This window comes from Borrelia turicatae 91E135 (assembly GCF_000012085.2).
In the GTDB taxonomy this organism is placed as follows: domain Bacteria; phylum Spirochaetota; class Spirochaetia; order Borreliales; family Borreliaceae; genus Borrelia; species Borrelia turicatae.
The window spans coordinates 794,014-812,185 of record NC_008710.1; the positions used below are offsets into that span (position 1 = coordinate 794,014).

The 18,172-nt window shown below is 27.8% G+C and carries 18 protein-coding genes and 3 tRNA genes; 8 read left to right on the plus strand and 13 right to left on the minus strand.

Annotation, left to right across the window (positions count from 1 at the left end):
• Positions 1-33: 33 nt before the first annotated feature.
• Entirely contained in the window at positions 34-2,163 is a 2,130-nt protein-coding gene (locus BT0_RS03780; protein WP_011772678.1) for a P83/100 family protein, read from the plus strand.
• 85 nt (positions 2,164-2,248) lie between these two features.
• Here the strand turns inward: BT0_RS03780 and BT0_RS03785 are convergent.
• Both BT0_RS03785 and BT0_RS03790 read right to left on the minus strand, forming a co-directional pair.
• A tRNA-Pro gene (locus BT0_RS03785) sits at positions 2,249-2,321 on the minus strand.
• 9 nt (positions 2,322-2,330) lie between these two features.
• Positions 2,331-2,404 (minus strand) — tRNA-Arg (locus tag BT0_RS03790).
• Between the two features lie 84 nt (positions 2,405-2,488).
• Between BT0_RS03790 and BT0_RS03795 the strand changes: the two genes are divergently transcribed.
• Positions 2,489-3,124 (plus strand): endonuclease III domain-containing protein, encoded by a 636-nt coding sequence (locus BT0_RS03795; protein WP_041178587.1) that lies wholly within the window; start codon positions 2,489-2,491, stop codon positions 3,122-3,124.
• Between the two features lie 8 nt (positions 3,125-3,132).
• On the opposite strand, the gene BT0_RS03800 is transcribed toward BT0_RS03795, so the two are convergent.
• From BT0_RS03800 to BT0_RS03810, 3 genes are read right to left on the minus strand one after another with little or no spacing between them, the layout of a single operon-like run.
• On the minus strand, positions 3,133-3,984 hold the full coding sequence (locus BT0_RS03800; RefSeq protein WP_011772680.1) for an ABC transporter permease subunit: 852 nt from the start codon (positions 3,982-3,984) through the stop codon (positions 3,133-3,135).
• A complete protein-coding gene (locus BT0_RS03805; RefSeq protein WP_011772681.1) occupies positions 3,984-4,934 on the minus strand; it encodes an ABC transporter permease subunit in 951 nt (316 codons plus the stop codon). Before BT0_RS03805 ends, BT0_RS03800 begins: the two co-directional genes overlap by 1 nt.
• A 47-nt stretch (positions 4,935-4,981) precedes the next feature.
• Entirely contained in the window at positions 4,982-5,422 is a 441-nt protein-coding gene (locus tag BT0_RS03810; RefSeq protein ID WP_011772682.1) for a septum formation initiator family protein, read from the minus strand.
• Between the two features lie 108 nt (positions 5,423-5,530).
• Here BT0_RS03810 and BT0_RS03815 point away from each other — a divergent pair, with 108 nt between their 5' ends.
• Positions 5,531-7,135, plus strand: coding sequence for a hypothetical protein (locus BT0_RS03815; protein ID WP_041178528.1), 1,605 nt, complete (start codon positions 5,531-5,533; stop codon positions 7,133-7,135).
• A gap of 28 nt (positions 7,136-7,163) precedes the next feature.
• On the plus strand, positions 7,164-7,688 hold the full coding sequence (locus BT0_RS03820; protein WP_041178529.1) for a hypothetical protein: 525 nt from the start codon (positions 7,164-7,166) through the stop codon (positions 7,686-7,688).
• Here the strand turns inward: BT0_RS03820 and BT0_RS03825 are convergent.
• The 6 genes from BT0_RS03825 to BT0_RS03850 all read right to left on the minus strand — a co-directional run bounded on the left by BT0_RS03825 (position 7,645) and on the right by BT0_RS03850 (position 14,198).
• On the minus strand, positions 7,645-8,655 hold the full coding sequence (locus BT0_RS03825) for a DUF4340 domain-containing protein (protein WP_041178588.1): 1,011 nt from the start codon (positions 8,653-8,655) through the stop codon (positions 7,645-7,647). The two genes, BT0_RS03820 and BT0_RS03825, sit on opposite strands and share 44 nt — an antisense overlap.
• A 13-nt stretch (positions 8,656-8,668) precedes the next feature.
• Positions 8,669-10,171: a Gldg family protein gene (locus tag BT0_RS03830; RefSeq protein WP_011772685.1), complete on the minus strand. Its 1,503-nt coding sequence runs from the start codon at positions 10,169-10,171 to the stop codon at positions 8,669-8,671.
• A 7-nt stretch (positions 10,172-10,178) separates the two neighbouring features.
• On the minus strand, positions 10,179-10,913 hold the full coding sequence (locus tag BT0_RS03835; RefSeq protein WP_011772686.1) for an ABC transporter permease: 735 nt from the start codon (positions 10,911-10,913) through the stop codon (positions 10,179-10,181).
• A complete protein-coding gene (locus BT0_RS03840; RefSeq protein WP_011772687.1) occupies positions 10,910-11,836 on the minus strand; it encodes an ABC transporter ATP-binding protein in 927 nt (308 codons plus the stop codon). The genes BT0_RS03835 and BT0_RS03840 overlap by 4 nt, the downstream gene beginning before the upstream one ends.
• A 21-nt stretch (positions 11,837-11,857) precedes the next feature.
• The gene (locus tag BT0_RS03845; protein WP_011772688.1) at positions 11,858-12,817 is read right to left on the minus strand and encodes a ribonuclease Z; all 960 of its coding nucleotides are present in this window, start codon (positions 12,815-12,817) and stop codon (positions 11,858-11,860) included.
• 319 nt (positions 12,818-13,136) lie between these two features.
• The gene (locus tag BT0_RS03850) at positions 13,137-14,198 is read right to left on the minus strand and encodes an NAD(P)/FAD-dependent oxidoreductase (protein WP_011772689.1); all 1,062 of its coding nucleotides are present in this window, start codon (positions 14,196-14,198) and stop codon (positions 13,137-13,139) included.
• Between the two features lie 251 nt (positions 14,199-14,449).
• On the opposite strand from BT0_RS03850, the gene BT0_RS03855 reads away from it, so the two are divergent.
• The 3 genes from BT0_RS03855 to BT0_RS03865 all read left to right on the plus strand — a co-directional run bounded on the left by BT0_RS03855 (position 14,450) and on the right by BT0_RS03865 (position 15,891).
• On the plus strand, positions 14,450-15,040 hold the full coding sequence (locus BT0_RS03855) for an ATP-dependent Clp protease proteolytic subunit (RefSeq protein ID WP_011772690.1): 591 nt from the start codon (positions 14,450-14,452) through the stop codon (positions 15,038-15,040).
• 46 nt (positions 15,041-15,086) lie between these two features.
• A complete protein-coding gene (locus tag BT0_RS03860) occupies positions 15,087-15,746 on the plus strand; it encodes a hypothetical protein (protein ID WP_041178530.1) in 660 nt (219 codons plus the stop codon).
• A 61-nt stretch (positions 15,747-15,807) separates the two neighbouring features.
• A tRNA-Leu gene (locus BT0_RS03865) sits at positions 15,808-15,891 on the plus strand.
• On the opposite strand, the gene BT0_RS03870 is transcribed toward BT0_RS03865, so the two are convergent.
• Together BT0_RS03870 and BT0_RS03875 are read right to left on the minus strand one after the other, a co-directional pair.
• Positions 15,873-16,766, minus strand: a complete 894-nt coding sequence (locus tag BT0_RS03870; protein ID WP_011772781.1) for an undecaprenyl phosphate translocase family protein — start codon at positions 16,764-16,766, stop codon at positions 15,873-15,875. The genes BT0_RS03865 and BT0_RS03870 overlap by 19 nt on opposite strands.
• Positions 16,767-16,803: 37 nt before the next feature.
• The gene (locus BT0_RS03875) at positions 16,804-17,133 is read right to left on the minus strand and encodes a nucleoside triphosphate pyrophosphohydrolase family protein (protein WP_011772692.1); all 330 of its coding nucleotides are present in this window, start codon (positions 17,131-17,133) and stop codon (positions 16,804-16,806) included.
• Positions 17,134-17,241: 108 nt separating this feature from the next.
• Here BT0_RS03875 and BT0_RS03880 point away from each other — a divergent pair, with 108 nt between their 5' ends.
• Positions 17,242-18,129: a LysM peptidoglycan-binding domain-containing M23 family metallopeptidase gene (locus tag BT0_RS03880; protein WP_011772693.1), complete on the plus strand. Its 888-nt coding sequence runs from the start codon at positions 17,242-17,244 to the stop codon at positions 18,127-18,129.
• Positions 18,130-18,172 lie beyond the last annotated feature (43 nt).

Consider the following 18,172-nt stretch of genomic DNA (forward strand, 5'->3'; position numbering starts at 1 on the left):
AGGGTTTATAATTGACTATGGGAGAATTTTATTATGAAAAGAATACGGGTACTTTTTATTTTTTTATTCATCTTTTTAAATGTTTTTACTTTTCATGCTAGAGAAGTTGATAAGAAAAAGTTGAAAGATTTTGTTAATATGGATCTTGAATTTGTTAATTATCGGGGTCCTTATGATTCTACAGATACTTATCAGCAAATAATAGGTATTGGTGAGTTTTTAGCTAGGAATTTAATCAATAACAAATCTAATTATTACAATAAATATTATGTTAATAGGTATATTGACAGTGAGGATGAAAAGAGTAGTTCAGATGTTTTTATTATTGGTGAGAGATCTTCTCTTGATAGTATTTTAAATCTTAGAAAAATACTCATAGGGTATTTAATGGAAGGTTTTAGTTACAGTAAAGAGAGTGCAGAATTACTTGCTAAAGCTATTACAATATATAATGCTACTTACCGAGGTGATTTGGACTATTATAGTGATTCTTATATTCAGCCTGCCCTTAAAGATTTAAGTAAGCATAATGTAGGACTCTCAAGAGTTTATAGCCAATGGGCTGGGAAGACTCATATTTTTATTCCTCTTAAGAGAAATATTTTATCAGGCAACATTGAATCAGATGTTGATCTTGACAAAATAGTTACAGAGAAGGTGGTAATATCTCTTTTAAGTGAAAATGAAGAAGTTGGTACTGACTTTGCAAGAGATTTAACCGATGTGCAGGATGAAATTCGTGATGTTGATCAGGAGAAGATTGATATTGAGTCTGTTACTTTGAGAAGCATTGATGATGAATTAACCGAGACTATTGATAATTTAAGGGAGCAACTTGAGAAGGCTACTGATGATGTTGAAAAGACAGGTATTAAGAAGCAAATTGATGATAAAATAGTCGAGAGGAATATTTTAAAGGATAAGACAGAAGGGCTTAATAAGTCACAGAAAAAATTAGATAGTTCTCAGGAAAGATTGGATAGGCAAAGGGATATAGTGAAAGATAAAATACAAGAAAGTATTGATAAGGAGAACAAAGATAAGAATTTGCCAAAGCCTGGAGACATAATTTCGCCAAAAGTAGATGAAAAATTGCAATTAACTGAAACTATTGAAGATTTGAAAGAACAATTTGATAAGGTTACTGATGATGCTGAGAAGGAAGAAATTAAGAGGCAGATTGATGATAAGATAATTGAAAGAGAGGCGGTTAAAGATAAGGATTTGCCAAAACCCGGGGAAGTAAGTTCATCAAAAAAAGATGAAAGATTAAAGTCAGCTGAAGAGTTGAAAAAGCAACTTGAGAAGGCTACTGATGATGTTGAAAAGACAGGTATTGAGAATCAAATTAATGATGATAAGATAGTCGAGAGGAATGTTTTAAAGGATAAGACAGAAGGGCTTAATAAGTCACAGAAAAAATTAGGTAAACAAAGAAATATAGTTAAAAAAGATAGGAATTTGCCAAAATCCGGGGAAGTAAGCTCATCGGCAAAAGATAAAAAATTGGAGTCAGCTGAAGATTTGAAAAAACAACTTAAGCAAGCTACTGCTGGTACTCCTAAGAGTACTTCTAGTGTTTCAAATAATCGATCTAATCCCTTGTCCAATAAGTCTTTAAATTCTAAAGATCAGTTGGGTCAACAAAAAGTTGTGGATAAATTGTCTCTTGAAAATGAAAATAAAAATCATAAACCTGTGTTTTTAGAGGTTTTAAATCCCAATACGAATTTAGGAGTTCTTAGGTTAATTGACTCAGATAAAGACCAATTGGATAAGAAAACTTTTCAGTATGGTATTAGAAGGTATGGAATTTATGAGAGAGAAGATGATTTTGTAGCTATAAAACTTTGTTCAGGTATTGCAAAGCTTCAGTTGCTTAATAAGTCAAAAAATTTAAAAGTTGAATCTGAAGCAGACTTTGAGTTAAGTAGAGATTCTTCTCTTTTTGTTGATTCAAAAATGATTTTGGTAGTTGTTAAGGATAATAATGTTTGGAAATTAGCAAAATTTTCTTCAAGGGATTTGAGTGAGTTTATTTTATCAGAGGATGAAGTTTTGCCATTTACAAGTTTTACTGTTAATGCAGGGCATGTTTATTTGCAAGATGCATCTAAAAAGATTATTATTTTGGATCTAAATACTTTAAAAAGAGTATCTTGAATTATTTTTTTGATTAAACATTGTTTAAGTAATTGAGAAAGGAAGAACAAAATTTTGTTCTTCCTTTATATTATTATAGAAACAGTCGGGACAGTGAGATTCGAACTCACGATCCCCTGCTCCCAAAGCAGGTGCCTTAGCCGCTAGGCCATGTCCCGAAAAAGTTACGCGCCAATTAGGACTCGAACCTAAAACCTACAGATTAGAAGTCTGTTGCTCTGTCCAGTTGAGCTATTAGCGCTTTTGAGCCTAAAATTGAGTATATCATGTTAAAAACCTCTTGTCAATAAAAATATTATTACTTTATATTTTGTTAAAATTGTGGATGTTTTATAATTATTTTATGCTTGATATTGATTTAATTGTAGATGAAACTCTATCCAGATATCCAGATGTTAAACCTTTTTTAAATTTCAGAAATAGTTATGAGCTTTTGATAATGGTAATTTTGAGTGCAAGGACAACTGATAATATGGTCAATAAGATTGCACCTGAGCTTTTTAAAAGATATGGGGATTTTGAGAGTTTGGCGAATGCTGATTTGATAAATGTTGAAAACTTAATTTATAAATTAGGATTTTATTCAAATAAATCTAAGAATATTATAAACTGTGCACAAATGGTTTTAGAAAGTTTTAAAGGTATTATTCCAAATAATATTTTTGATCTTGTGTCTTTGCCAGGAGTAGGTAGGAAAACCGCTAATGTTATTCTTGGAGTTGTTTATGATAAGCCGGCTATAATTGTAGATACTCATTTTAGTAGGGTTGTTATCAGACATGGAATTACATTTGAAAGAACACCTTTAAAAATTGAATTAGATTTAAAGAGTAAAATACCTTATGATAAGCAATATAAATTTTCTATGGCTATTAATAAGCATGGGAGAGATATTTGTACTTCACGTAGTAAGACTTGCAAGAATTGTTTTTTAGAGAAATTTTCACCAAGACTTGTTTGATTATAGTTTTATGATGAAATAAAATATTTCATATGTTTTTTAAGTTTTAAACTTATTGATGTTAGTATAATGTTAATGATGAGTAATATGATTAGGGGTTTTGCCCATATCCAAAAGTATTCCCTTCCCATTTCTATATATCCTAAAAGTTCCCCAAGGCTTGGATAGGAGCTTTTATCTTTGTGTTGTAAAAAATTTATTACTTCAAAGGTAGTTAGACTTTTTGAGATTTGTAGGGGAATTATTGATGATATTGATGCTAAAACTTCTGGAAATATGTGATGTATGATTATTCTAAATTGATTTGCACCCATAATCTTGCTTGCATGCACATAATCAAGGTTTTTAATTAGTAGTGTGTTATTTCTTGTTATGAATGAAAATTTGATCCATCCGTGTATTAAGGCTAAAGTAAATGAAACTTCCAATATGTTATAATTTTTTTGTTTTGCAAAGTAGTAAAAAATTAGCATTAATATGTAAGAAAATGGTATTGTTTGTAGTGCTTCTATTGGTTTTGAAATTATCAAACAAGTTTTAAATTTTAAGTTTCCTATTATTATTCCTATAAAAATTCCAATTATTGCAGAAATTGCTGCATAACTAAAAGCAAGTAAAATAGAGTTTCTAGTGGCAAGTATTAGTCTTGCCAATATATCTCTGCCCATTTTATCCGTTCCTAGAGGATGTGAGGCTGTTGGTGTTTGAGGTAGTTTGTTTATTGTCTGAATGTATGTTTTATTTGGATCTTTTTTGTATATTGCAAATTTTGAACCCTCATTAATTAACTTAGGAGTTATCATTAAAAATGAGATGAAGATTCCTAATGCTATAACATATAGTTTTTTGAATTTATACATTATTCTAATACGTCCTTATAAGGATTAATATTATATGTTACAATATCTGTTATTAAATTTGGTATGAGCATAATAAATACACCAACGAATAGCAAATCTCTGTAGACAATATAATCATTATTTTTTATTGCATTAATTGTTAGAGCCCCAATTCCATCAATTCCAAACATTATTTCAATGAAAGATGAACCAAAGAAAGCTGTTGCGAGAGTAGGTCTAAGATTGGTAATTAATGGAACTAAAGAGGGAATTAATGCATGGACTGTTATTATTTTAAAAATTTTTATTCCCCTTGATTTTGCAGATATTATATAAAATTCGGATAAATTTTTGTCTAGGGATTGTTTAAAAATGACAGCATTAAATATGAAAAATGAAAAAAACCATGCAAATCCACCTATTATTAAATTTTTTGGATTTACTTTTAGATAGTAGAGTAGAGAAACGATTAATATTACAGTCAGATTTCTTGGTAGTGAATGCAAGAATAACATTATATATTCTAAAATATTATTTAAAATTTTATTTTTTATAAATAAAGTCCAAATGATAATAAAAAAAATGGATATAACATAAGACAGCACGATACCTGGTATTGATATTTTTAATGTGTTTTTCATTTTGCTAAAAATTGTGCTTATTGGCGATTTACCGTTTGTAAGAGGGGAATTGTGAGGTGTTCCCCATATTATTCCTTTATACTTTGTTTCATAAACTATGTATAAGTTATTTACAATATGTTTAACAAAATGATCTTTGCTTAGGGGAATATTTGGGTCAAAGTCGTATATTAATTTATAGCTTTCGATGCTCTTAAGTATTCCAATGTATTCCAAATAATCTTTAAATATGTTCTTTTGTATAAATGGGATGTTTGAATTATTATTATTCGAAAATATGTTTAGCAGTGATATGCAAAAAAATGTTGATATAATAGCATTAAGCAACATATATAATATATTTTTTAGAATAAATGCAGCTGTAACTCTATCTCCTTTTATCTTATTTTATTTAAGAATTTTATTTTGTCTAGATAACTTAATAAAAAGTAAAATATCAGTGAAATTACTATTGATATTAAGTAAAAATTTTTGCCTATGTTTTTGTTTTCTGATGTGTGTTTGATATTTAAGAAATTGCCTTGATAGTAATTTTCATCTTCATCAAGATTCTTTATGATTATGGAATTTTTGGGATAATATCCTAATTTACTAGCTTCTTTTAGAATTGTTGGTTTAGATATTTGCAAGTTAATATACTTTGTTGTTAAGTTTTTTTGTATTTCTTTTAATTTTTCAGTATGGTTTTTCATTAAAATTAGATTACTATTTAATTTGTTGTAATTAATAATCCCTGTTTCTCCAAAGATTGGTGTAATCATGAAATAACTTATTACTCCTGTATAAATAGATAGCATAATTTTTTTTGTTAAAGACATATTACCTTGTAATTATATCTTTAATATATTATATTTACAAGTATATGGTCGTTGACTATAGGTTTGTATAATCTTTGTTTGAATAGATTTGGAGAAGAACTTTTTAATATGACAAATCATAAAAATTCTTTTTTTATCAAGGAGGGCCCTAGAGAAGTTGATTTCGATATGGATGGTGCGTTTTTACAGCACTCAGTTAATGGTAAAATTATTTCTCTGCCTTCTGAGGAGATTAAAGATCTTTTAGATGAAAAATTATTAAAACTTGATTATTCTTTAAAACAAAGACATGGTGAGTTAGTTGATTATTTAAAAAAAGTTGAAGGTCGTATTTCAAGGGTTGAAGACGAAATACTTGGGCGTAGTTTGAGTGCTCTTGAGGAAGTTGATAATTCTAATTTGAAAACAATGAATCTTACGAATTTTCAGAATGAGACTAATGTTAAAGATAATGAGTTTGGTGAATTAGTAAGAAAAGAAAATAATTTACCAAATGTTTCACTTGATCAAGAAGAGCTAGATGCTCTGCTTGAAGGGCTTAATGAAATTTCAAGGGATAACAAAAGAAGTTTTAGTAGTAGCAATAAATCAGATAATGATGCAGATATAGGTATTTCTTTTGACAAAGCTCTTAGAGATGAATCTAGTAGTGTGAATATCGATCATACTTTGTCTTCGAACGCAGAGAGTAATACTCATAATGTTGTTGATTCGTTATCTAATAAAAAAGATAAAGAAGATATAGAGCCTGTGGGTATTGATTTTACTACATCCCAGGATAATGATTCGTTGAGTGAGTCTTCTTCTCTTGGTTTAGCTAATGTTGTTAATAGAGATGATAGTAAGGTTCAGGATTTGGTGACAAACTTAGATGGAGATGATAAAATTTTAAGAGAACCTATAGTTGATCAAAGTTCTGTTAATGTTGACTTGGAGGTAAAAAATAGTGCTCATTTAGGTAATTTTGTCCTTGATGAAGAACTTTCCAATATAGAAAGTGTAGGGGAAGAGAATGTTTCATCTTATGAGCAAGATAATTTGAGAGATCAAGATTATTCTTTGGGTGATAGTTTAAATAAAATTGAATATTTAGACAAAAGCTTAGAAGATTTAAATAGCGAAAAATTTAAGGAAGGAGATGAAGAATTAAGTAATTTTAATGATATTGCTGTTCATACAATTGATAGTGTGGATGTAAATTTGAGTGATGATGCATCTTTGTGTAAAAGAGAGGCTGTTGTTGATAATGGTGTTGTGAGACACAATCAAGAAATTGATAATATTTCTTCTGGTTTAAAAAAGCTTGATAATTTTGAAGATGTGTTAAAGGCAGATTTAAATTGTGTAGACTTGCAATGTTGTATTGAAGATTTTGAAGAAGAAAATCTTTATGATGCTGAGGTAAGTGATTTGGAAGAAAAGTTGGAGCAGGATGAAGCATTGGATTCATATTCTTTAAAGAGGCAAGAGATCAGAGATGATAATTATGCTTCCGATTTTAGTTTTTCTGATGTTGAGACTATAATAAATAAGTTTAATGACAATGAGTATTTGAGTAAGATTAAGTTGAGTGATGAAGAACGGGTTGCATTAGTTAGTTTTATTAGTAAATTGGAAAGCGATCTTGATTCTAGTCCTAAGGGTAATAGTTTTAAAATTAAAAAAGAATATGAGATTTTACAAAAAATTAAGCGTTTACTAGTAAGAGAGTAGGGCTATTTATTTAATTAGATATTATTTTTTGTTTTTTGTTGCTTCAGTTTTATTTTTATTTTTAACTTTTTTTTATTTCATTAATGAATTTTTAAATCAGATTGATTTTGATTTTGATGATTTAATAGATGATGTAAAATCATATAATATAAATTTTTTTAGGGATTTAGATTTAGAAAATTATTTCGATAAAACTTTATTTGATAATGATTTGGTTAATTCTTATTATTTACTCTCATCGGTTAATGGAATGTTGATTTATAAATCAAAAGATGATTCAATTTATAAACTGACTGATAAATTAGAACCGACTTTTCTTACAAATAGTGTTTTTGTAAAGAAAATTAAAGTTAATTTTGAATTGAATAATGCTCTTGTTAGTTTAGTTGTATATTATAATATCCTGCCAAAGAGCAGGATACTCTACATTTTACATTTTTATCTCTTTGTAATATCTCTTGCTTATTTTTGTTTTTCTGTTTTTGTTTTATATTGCATATATCGAGATATTAATGATGGGGATCATGATGCTCGTTGTTATCTTTTAGATTAGCTTCATTAGGATCATTATCTTTGATTTTTATCTTTTTCTCTAAGTTGAATATGTCGAAGAAAGTCCACTTGTTAGTGATATGGTAATATACATCATTATCTTTTTTTAGTAGGATGTCTTTGTTTTTTTCATCTTTATTGAAATAAACATCAATATTATTAACACCTTTGTTATTCCATTGTATTTCAATATTATATTGGAGATCATAGTCGTTAATTTTGGTTTTATCTATTTCAAGACCATCTGTTGTGAATTCTTGGATCATTTGTAAGAGCTTTTCTTTGCGTAATACTTCTTTATTGAAAAAGTAAAGACCGTCTTGAATAGATATATTATAATCATTGTGTATTGTATCTTCTTCAGTTTTTTTTGGCTTATTTAATACTTTAAGAGATAAACGTTCTATTTTTGTGTTTTGTTCATCAAAAAGTTTAGTATTTGCGAATGTATTGTAAGAGTTGCCTTTGTAAGATAAGAAGATATTGTTTGTTAAATATACGTTTGAATCACTGCTTTTTATGTAAGATAATCTTGAATCCCCTTCGTCTGAATTTCCAATAAATATTTCTGTTAGCAAATTATTTTTATCGTCGAAGAATTTAAAATCTGGATTTTCTTTTATTCCTAGTTCTTTATGTTTTTTTGGATCTCTACTTACAAGTTGATTTTTTTGAAGTTTTTCTAGATCTTGGATCATAGAGTTGACTTTTTTGTCATCAGTTGGAAGTTTTATGTCGTTATATTGAAGTTCCCAACCTTTTCCCGATTTTGTAATTATTCCGTCAAGTTCTGTCTCGATTTTTGCAGTTTGATTGAAATCGACTGCAAAAAACTTTTCTTCTAGAAGCCTTGCAACTTGATTTTGATTGGAGAATATTATTCCTAACAAAAATGAGGATATTAATATTACAATTATTACTATTTTTATGTTTTCTTTCATTCCTAGCAACATTTTTTTATTTTCCATAAACTCTCCTTGATTAGTTGATTCTTCTTTTTTTGGTAAATCTAATAAGTCCAAATATTATTATTGCTATAGGCAATATAATTAAATTTATGATTATTAATGAAAATTTTGCATTTAACATTTCTTTTGATGAATTTATAAATTTTAGTTTTGAACGTACTTCTCTTGATTTAATGCTAAAAAATGCTTCCTTTTGCATCAAGTAATCAGAAATTCTTCCGGCAAGTTCAAAGTTTGAGGGCGAACCATTATACATATAATCACTAAATATCATGCTTGAACCTAATAAAATTATTTTTGAATTTTCAGATTTTTTATCTTTATAGAAACTTTTAATTTGTCCTTCAATCGAATATCCAAGAATTTTTTGCTTATCTTCTTTGTTAAAGGTTTTTGGAACGTTAAATGAATGCATAGCTATGCTTGCAACTTCTTCATCATTAACTTGCCAAGATTCTTTAGAGCTTGTAAATAGGGGTAAATATTTTATATCGCTATTGTCTTTAGCTTCTATCAGATCTATTGAATTACTCCAAGGAATTATGGCATCATAGAAATTTTTAAGTAAGGGATTACCGGGATCTATGATATTACTTTTATCAATCAAGATCCATGGGTAGTAAGTTTGAAAATTGCCCCCTAAAAAAAGACTTGGTGCTCTTTTATCAAGTATAATATTATCATTATATTTGATGCCGTAGCTTTCAATTAGATTAAAAAGTTCGGATTTGATTGAAGTTGTGGTATATGGGCTTTGAGGATTATAATCAATCTTACTTGTAGTAAGTAAAACTCTTCCGTTATTGACAATAAATTCGTCAATCTTTCTCAAGGTTTCCCCATTTATTTCTTTAGAGCCAATTATAAATAATCCATTTATGTCTTTTAGTGCTTCATTATTGGGGTTTATTTCTTTAACTTCGGTTTTGAAAGCTTTCTGCATTATTTCTATGAAATTTTTGTGTGTTGCTTTTAATTTGGCATCTCCAAACATAAGTCCTAATACTTTTTTTGTATTATTTATTAGCTTATCCAGGCTGCTTGCAAGATCATATTCTAAGTTGCTAATTTCTGTTACTATTGGGAGTACCTCACGTTTGCCTTCATAAATTATTTCAATTCCTGAATATATTTTGAGTATTGAAAGTTGATTGATTTCTCTTAGATCGATTTGTTGGGATGGAATTCCAATTTGTTCTAAAGGAGTGGTTAATTTGTCTGCATCTATTTCTCTATAAATTACTTTTCCGCTTGAAGAATCGGCAAAGCTTGTTAGAAAGTTTTTTATTTGTTCTGGAAATGCAAAATAATTTCCGAGACTTGCAGAATTATAGTAAGTAATATATATGTTTTCATTTGCATTTGAAATCAAATCTTTTGTAACTTTAGAAATTGTAAAAGCTCTGTTTTTAGTAAAATCTATTTTAAAAATAAAAATAGATATGTTGCAAAAGAGCAAAAATATTATTGTAAGATTTAAAGTTAAATTTAGAATCTCTTTATGTTTATTTTTCATAAAATAATTATCTCCATTTTTTTAATCTTATGCTATATGAACTTAACATCAAAAATGTAACTGAAAATATAATGAAGTAGATAAAGTCTGATAAGTTTAATATTCCCATATTAAAGTAACTAAAATGATTAGTAATTGAGATAAAGTTGAGTATTTGTCCAAATATATTGTCTTTTCCAAATATCATTACTAACTTTCCTGAAAAGACTATTATGATTAAGATAAATACACTTAGTATGTAAGATACTATTTGACTTCTAGTAATAGATGATATAAATACCCCCATGCTAAGCACTGAGTAAGAATAAAGGATTATTCCTAAATATTGAAGAAATATTATACCAAGGTCAAATTCGCCCATAAAAATTGTCATTATTGTTAGTGGTAGTGTGAGAGCAAAAAGTATTAATGTGAATATCTTAAGTGTGATAAATTTGCCAAGTACTATCTCTTGTGGACTGATTGGTAGTGCATAAAGTAATTCAATGCTTCCTGTTTTATGCTCTTCTGAGAATACCCCCATACTAAGAGCTGGAAGCACTAACATTAAAATGATAGGCATTGATGAGAAATAAGACATTAATGATGCATTGTCTTTAATAAAAAATCCTGATAAGAAAATAAAAGAAAAATTTACAAATATTAGGAAAAATAACATTACAACATATGCAGTTAGTGTGCCAAATAAAACTTTTAATTCTTTTTTTGACAAAGCTAGGGATTGTCTTAGATCTATTTTCATTGTTTTTTCTCCTTTGTTAGTTTACTAAATATTTTTTCTAAACTTTCATGTTTTGGAATCATTGCTTTTATTATCATTCCTTTACTTACAACATAATTAAAAAGTTCTTTTTCAGTTTTATCAGGTGCAAGTCTTAATGAAACATTTATTTCTGTCTCATACTCTTTTACTTTAATTGAGGTAAATATGTCATTATTACTGAAATGTTCTTTTGTTGTTCCAGAATCTTTATAAATAATTAGATCTAGCTCAGTTTCTTTAAGTCTGTTTTTAACTATATTTTCCTTAGTATCATCAGCAATAATTTCTCCATTATTAATAATAATTATTCTTTTACAAATTGATTCAACTTCGCTTAAAATGTGAGAGGAAAACAGTATTGTACTAGTTTTTGTAAGCTCTTTTAAAAATTCTTTAAATTCTATAATTTGGTTTGGATCAAGCCCATTTGTAGGTTCATCAAGTATTACAAGTTTGGGATTATTGATTATAGCACCAGCTATGCCTACTCTTTGCTTAAATCCTTTTGATAGTGCAGATATTAGTTTGTTTTGGACACCTTCAAGCTTAAAAATACCTATTGCCTTATCTATTTCTTTTTTTGGATTTTTAACACCTTTAATTTCTGATATAAAATTTAAATACTCTTTAACAGATAATTCGGGATAAAGAGCCAGTTTTTCAGGTATGTAACCTACATTTTGCAATATTTCTTTTGAATTTTCTGTAATATCTTTTCCAAAGATTTTTACATTGCCCTTATTTGGATAATGAAATGATGTTAGAATTTTGATTAATGTCGATTTTCCTGCTCCATTTGGACCAAGTATTCCAAGAACCTCTCCTTCGTTAACTTTGAAGCTAACATTAAAGAGAGCTGTAAATGAGCCATATGTTTTAGTGATATTCTTTGCATTTATCATATGATGTCTCCTTAAGTACTATTATTTTATAATAAATTTATCTTTATTTGCTTTAAGTCTCATTCCATCTTTTGTTAAAAATATCTCTCCATTTGGATATTCTTGTTTTGCTTCGTCTAGTAACTCGAATAGATCTTTATTTAGTGTATATCTTTCACTAAAATGGATCAGTCCTGTTTGATGTACCTTTGCTTTTTTTGTAATTTTTGCTGCTAATTTTGCTGTTAAGTGTAATTTTTTTTTAGCCTCCTCTTTTAATTCGTTTTTGAATGTACTCTCAATAATTACTAGATTGAAGTTTTTGATATGTGTGCTTAGTTCTTCAGAGTAAGCCGTGTCTGTAATATATGCAAATTTTAGGCCTTTTTGAGGCTCTCCTAGTATGTCAGAAGGTAATATTTTTTTTTCATTAAGTATTACTTCATGTCCTTCCTGTAATTTTTTTCTAATAGGTCCTTTTGGTATGTTTAAACTTTCTGCCTTTTGGGTATCAAATTTTCCAGGCTTATTTTTTTCTATAAATAGATATCCGACACAGTCTATTGAATGTTTAAGTTTTATATATTCTATTCTTTTCTTTTTATCTTCATATAAAATTGATTCTGTTTTATTGATTATTATTTCTTTGTATATTATGTCATAATTTTTATGTACTCGTAAAAGTTCTATATTTGTTTCTAGATATTTTTTGATGCCAATAGGTCCAATGATGGTTAAAGGTTCTTTCCTTGTATTGCCACTTTGTGCCATCAACATTACTATTCCAAGTAAACCTGTGATGTGATCGGCATGTAAATGTGTAATACAAATCATTTTTATTTTTTGCCATGATATTTTTTGTTTTCTAAGAGACATTTGAGTAGCTTCTCCGCAGTCAAAGAGAAAGCTTTCTCCATGGTATTCTATTAAAACAGAAGTTAAGTATCTATTGTGTAGTGGTCTTGTTCCTCCTGTGCCAAGAATATTGATATTAAAGTTCAAAAATAATCTCCCAAATTTTTTTTGTTAGCAATGTGTAAAGATACGTTCCAAAACTGGTTTTGAAAGTGAGCATGGAATTTATATTGGTACCTTTTATTTTTTTAAAATTATTTTTTAATTTAATAATACATGCTCCTTGATATTTTATGTAGAATCTCTGTCTTGATAAAGGGTAGGTAAATATTATTTTGATTATTAGATTTTAATTTTTCGTACACTTGGATATTATATTATTTTTTTGTAAATTTAGAAATATTTCAAGTGAAAATTATTTATTGAAATAAAAATTTAGAGAAGATGAAGTTGTAGGATATTTTGTCTATTTTAAGGAATTATATAAATTTTCATATCTTTTAATATCATAATGAGTTGGAAGATTAGACTTGTTTTCAATATAATCTAAAATCTTTTTAGATAAATATGCTGCCATTGATATTCCCCTTGTTCCAAATCCATTTAATATAAATATGTTTTTGTATTTTGGATGTTCACCAAGAAAGGGTTCTCGGTCAAGTGTAGAGGGTCTAATGTGCGCTTTGTGTTGTATTACTTTGTAATTTAGGTTTGTAATCTTTTTAAGCTTGTTTATTAATTCTTTTTTTGCCCATTCATTTGTGCTTGTATCTAACGTTTTCCATTCGTAAGTTCCGCCAAGGTAAAACTTGTTATCTTGTAGAGGTATTAAGGATACATGCCTATTATAAATTTCTTTAAGATTTAATCCTTGCATTTCTATTATAAGTATTTCTCCTTTTGCTAGTTTAAATGGAAGATATGAAAAAAGCCTTGCAATTTTTTCTTTGTATCCTCTTGTCAATATTAATTTTTTGAATTTAAATTCATTGATTATAAAAGATTTGTCATTTGTTTTAATTTCATCTTCATTGATTTCTGCTTCTATGTATGCGTTATACTTTATAAAGTACTTTTTAAGGGTTTGTATATATAAATTTGTGTTCATTATTGCACCCTTTATTAGTATGCCCCCATCATTGTCATTGGAAAAATCGTGTATTTTTCCATTTTTTATTTCCATGATGAAGTCTTTTATATTCTCATCACTTTTGATTTTTGAAATCAGTTCGTCTTTTTGTGTTTTTGTGGTAAATGGTCTAAAAATGGGATTTTCTTTTAAGAAATCACAGTTAATATTTTTTTCCATTTCTTTGTAGTATTGAATCGCAAATGTGAAAATTTCAGGTTCTCTCCAAGCAATGTTCATTTTTCTTCCCATAATAGGGTTAATAAGCCCTCCTGCTACGGTTGTTGCTTTCTCAGCTCCATTGTCAAAGAGAATCACACTTTTTTTTCTTTGAAGTATTTCATAAGTTAGAGTACTCCCAGCAATGCCACCACCAATGACTGCAAATTCATATTCCATTTAAATATTCCTTTTTTTTAGTTCTGTTTTCTTTGTAATTTTAAAGAATTACTTTTGAGTAAGCAATTTATTTGTAATTTATTCCCAAACCTTTCATTATTAAAAATTTCAGCTTGTTTTTTTTCAAATATTGGTCATCTTTAGTGGTGTGTCTTTCTTATTTTGATGTGGACATTTAAAAACCTTTTGTTTTTAATTATAATATATATCAATAATATATATCACATTATATTTGTTGAAAAGGTAAGTTTATGGATTTTAAAGATATGAAGATGCAAACAGAAATACAGCAATCATTGGAGTTTGCATTAAAGAGTAGATCAATAGTTATTACAGGCGAGATTAATAAAGATACTTCTAAGTTATTTCAGGAAAGAATATTATTTTTAGAAGCATCGGATTGTAATAAACCGATATTTGTTTATATTGACTCGGAAGGTGGTGATATTGATGCTGGGTTTGCTATTTTTAACATGATACGTTTTGTAAAGCCTAAAGTTTTTACAATTGGAGTTGGACTTGTGGCAAGTGCTGGTGCTTTAATTTTTTTGGCTGCAGATTCAAAGAGTAGATTTTCTTTGCCTCATGCGAGATATTTATTGCATCAACCTTTAAGTGGTTTTAAAGGGGTTGCTACAGATATTGAAATTTATACAAATGAACTTAATAAAGTTAAGAGTGAACTTAATGATATTATTGCAAAAGAGACGGGTCAGGAACTTGATAAGGTTGAAAAAGATACCGATAGAGATTTTTGGTTAGGTAGTGAATCTGCAATGAAATATGGTCTTGTCTTTAAAATTGTTACAACTAGACTTGAGCTTGAAGAATTTATTTCTTAGTCTTTTAGTATTATCTTGTAGCTTTCCAAGGAGAAACTTTAGCATTTTGGAATTTGGTATTACTAGTTTTTCAAAGAATTTTACTTCTTTGGATACATTAGTAGATATTGCTTATAATATGTTTTTGTCAGATTTTGATTTAGTCATTATTAAAAATTTAGGTAATAAAGAGGAGTTGGATCTAGTTAATAACAGAGTTTCATTTGGAAGTTTTAAAAATGCCTATTTTATTAGGCAAAATAATAGCTCTTCTATTGGTATTCTTGCTAAAGAAAAGATTAAGATTCAAATTTTAGATTTTATCGAAGGACTTTATGAGTGCAGGTTAGGTGTGGTTGTTGATTTTATGTTTAAAGATCATCATTATGGGATTGTTGTTTTTAATTTTGATGAAGAAATAGCTAATAATTTAGATATTTTTATTCTTGATGATCAGATAACCTATTTAAATTATAGGTATGAAAATTTACTTTTTATTTTGGGTAAGCGTGAGTTTGGTATGTTAGATATCATTATTAGGAATGGTTATTTTAGTTTGATTTATAATTCAATTAATCCTTTGCATATAATTAATACCATTGATGATCGAGTTTATTCTAATTTTTCAGCTCAAATATCCCTTCGTTCTTTGATTTATGTTGTTTTAAGTTATTTATATGATGATTTTTATATAAATAGCTTTCCAAAAAGTATTTTGATTAAATAAATTTTGGAAAGCTATTTAGTTCTTGACATCATTATTGCATTATTATATCATTACTAGCGATGCCGAAATGGTGGAAATGGTAGACACACAGGACTTAAAATCCTGAGGAGGAAACTCCGTACCGGTTCAAGTCCGGTTTTCGGTATTTAAAGTTTTCAAATTGTTTAATCTATCCTTAAGTAGTTTATTTATATAGATTCCTGTGATAAATAGGCTACTTAAAGATAGATTAAGCATTAAATTAGGTTGTACGTTGAGTTTTGTTATAATAAATAGCATATTTATGATTGATCCCAAGATTAAACCTGTAGATAAGTAGAGAAATTTTACAATATGCTTGTTTATTGTTTTTTTTATTATTAGTATTGTAGTTCCTGTTCCTATTATTGTGGATATTCCAAATATTATGCATAGTTTTATATTGAGTTGTGAAATGATGTTGATAATTTCTTTATAAGTTCCAAGGCTTAACAATATGAGTGAACCTGAAAGGCCCGGTAGAATCATTGCACTGCCACCTATTATTCCTGAGCTGGCAATGAGTAAGTAATATTTAATCGAGCTTTTATCTTGATATGCTGATATGTTTAGTGATATATCGTAAGTTTTTAATATCAATAAATATATTATAGTGAGCAATCCAATTAAAAATAATAAATATTTTGTACTTTCTTTATGCTTGTTAATTTTTGTTTTTATATCTATTTCTTTTTTTAATGTGAATATGCTTCCTGTGATTAATCCTATAAAAAACACATTTAAGTATGTTTCTCTTATTGCTCCATCTAAAATATAGCTTTTAAATATTTTTGCAAGTATGGTTGTTGAAGTTAATATGCCAAGTGATAATATTCCAAGAAAAATTGTATTTTCTTTTACCTTTTTTAATTTTATTAAATTTGCAGATGAATTTATTATATTGTAGTAGATCCCTAGCATTAAGGCTAGAGTACCCCCTGAAACTCCTGGTATTATGCTTGCAATACCAATTAGTAAACCTTTTATATAAATGCTTATCATTATTTCTTATATATTTAAACGTATAACTTAATGTCTTTTATCTTTCATCGCCTTCGCCATTAATTGTGCCGTTTTCATGTCTTTTTTTTAATTTTTCTAAATTTGTAATAGCAACATCTTCAAGTGTTATTCCAAGATTATTACTTAAATTTGAAATGTACCATAACACATCACCAAGTTCTTTCTTAATTGCCAATAAATATTCATCATCAAGGATATATTCTTTATCACGACCTAGTTTTTTTATTTTTTCTACAACTTCACCTGTCTCGCCAGCAAGCCCAAGGGTTGTTAAAATTAGTTCTTCCTTTTTATTTTTATATTTAGCAGTTTGTTTAGCCTTTATTTGATATTCATTTAATTTCATAATTAAGATTAGTTTAATATAGTTTTTATTTATTTACAAGTTTATTTATTATTTCCTTTTTTTTAAATTTTTATTATATTAACCCCATATATTAAGTGGAGTTTATCTTTGAGTAAATTTGCTCTTTTATTAGAATTTGTCTTTTTCTTTTTGCAGTTTGATTGTGCCTATTCTTATCCTGTGATAAAGAATTTTTCAAATAAAGATCCTATTTTTTATGATCTTAAGTCAAAAATTGCTAAATATAATAAAAGAGTACAAATTCCTTTATTTATTTATTCATATAAAGTTAAAGAAGGTGATACTTTTTTTAAGATTGCAAATAAAGTAAATGGTTGGCAAACTAGCATTTCAACAATTAATTTATTAGATTCTCCTTTTCTAAAGGCAGGAGAAGAGATCTTAATTCCTAGTAAAAAAGGCATTTTTATTATTGATAATAAGGAACATAGATTTAATAGTTTACTTTTAGCAACAAGGGATTTAACAAAAGCAGAAAAGATAAAGGTTAGACAAAATAATAAGATTTGTGAGTTTTATTTTTTTGATTCTTTGATACAACCAGAGTTAAGTTACCTCTCAAGTACAGAAATGCTTTTCTTTTTAAATTCTGATTTTATTTTGCCTTTAAAGAGCTTTATTATTAGCTCTGATTTTGGATTTAGAGCAGATCCGTTTACTGGTATTAAAGATTTTCATAGAGGTATAGATCTTGCAGTTCCAATGAATTCTTTGGTTTTTTGCTCATCTTATGGTGTTGTAGTTGTAGTTGACTATAATGATATTTATGGCAATTTTGTTGTGGTTGAACATAAAAACAATATTAAATCCCTTTATGGCCATCTTAGTTCTTATATTGTAAGGAAAGGAGATGTTTTAAGAACAGGGGATATTATTGGTAGGGTAGGTCGAACTGGTCGTTCAACAGGTCCCCATTTGCATTTTGAAATATTGAAAAAAGATGCACCTGTGAATCCTATTAAGATTTTGAAGTAGATAGATATTTATTTTATCAGTATGTGATAGGTCGATTTTAAAT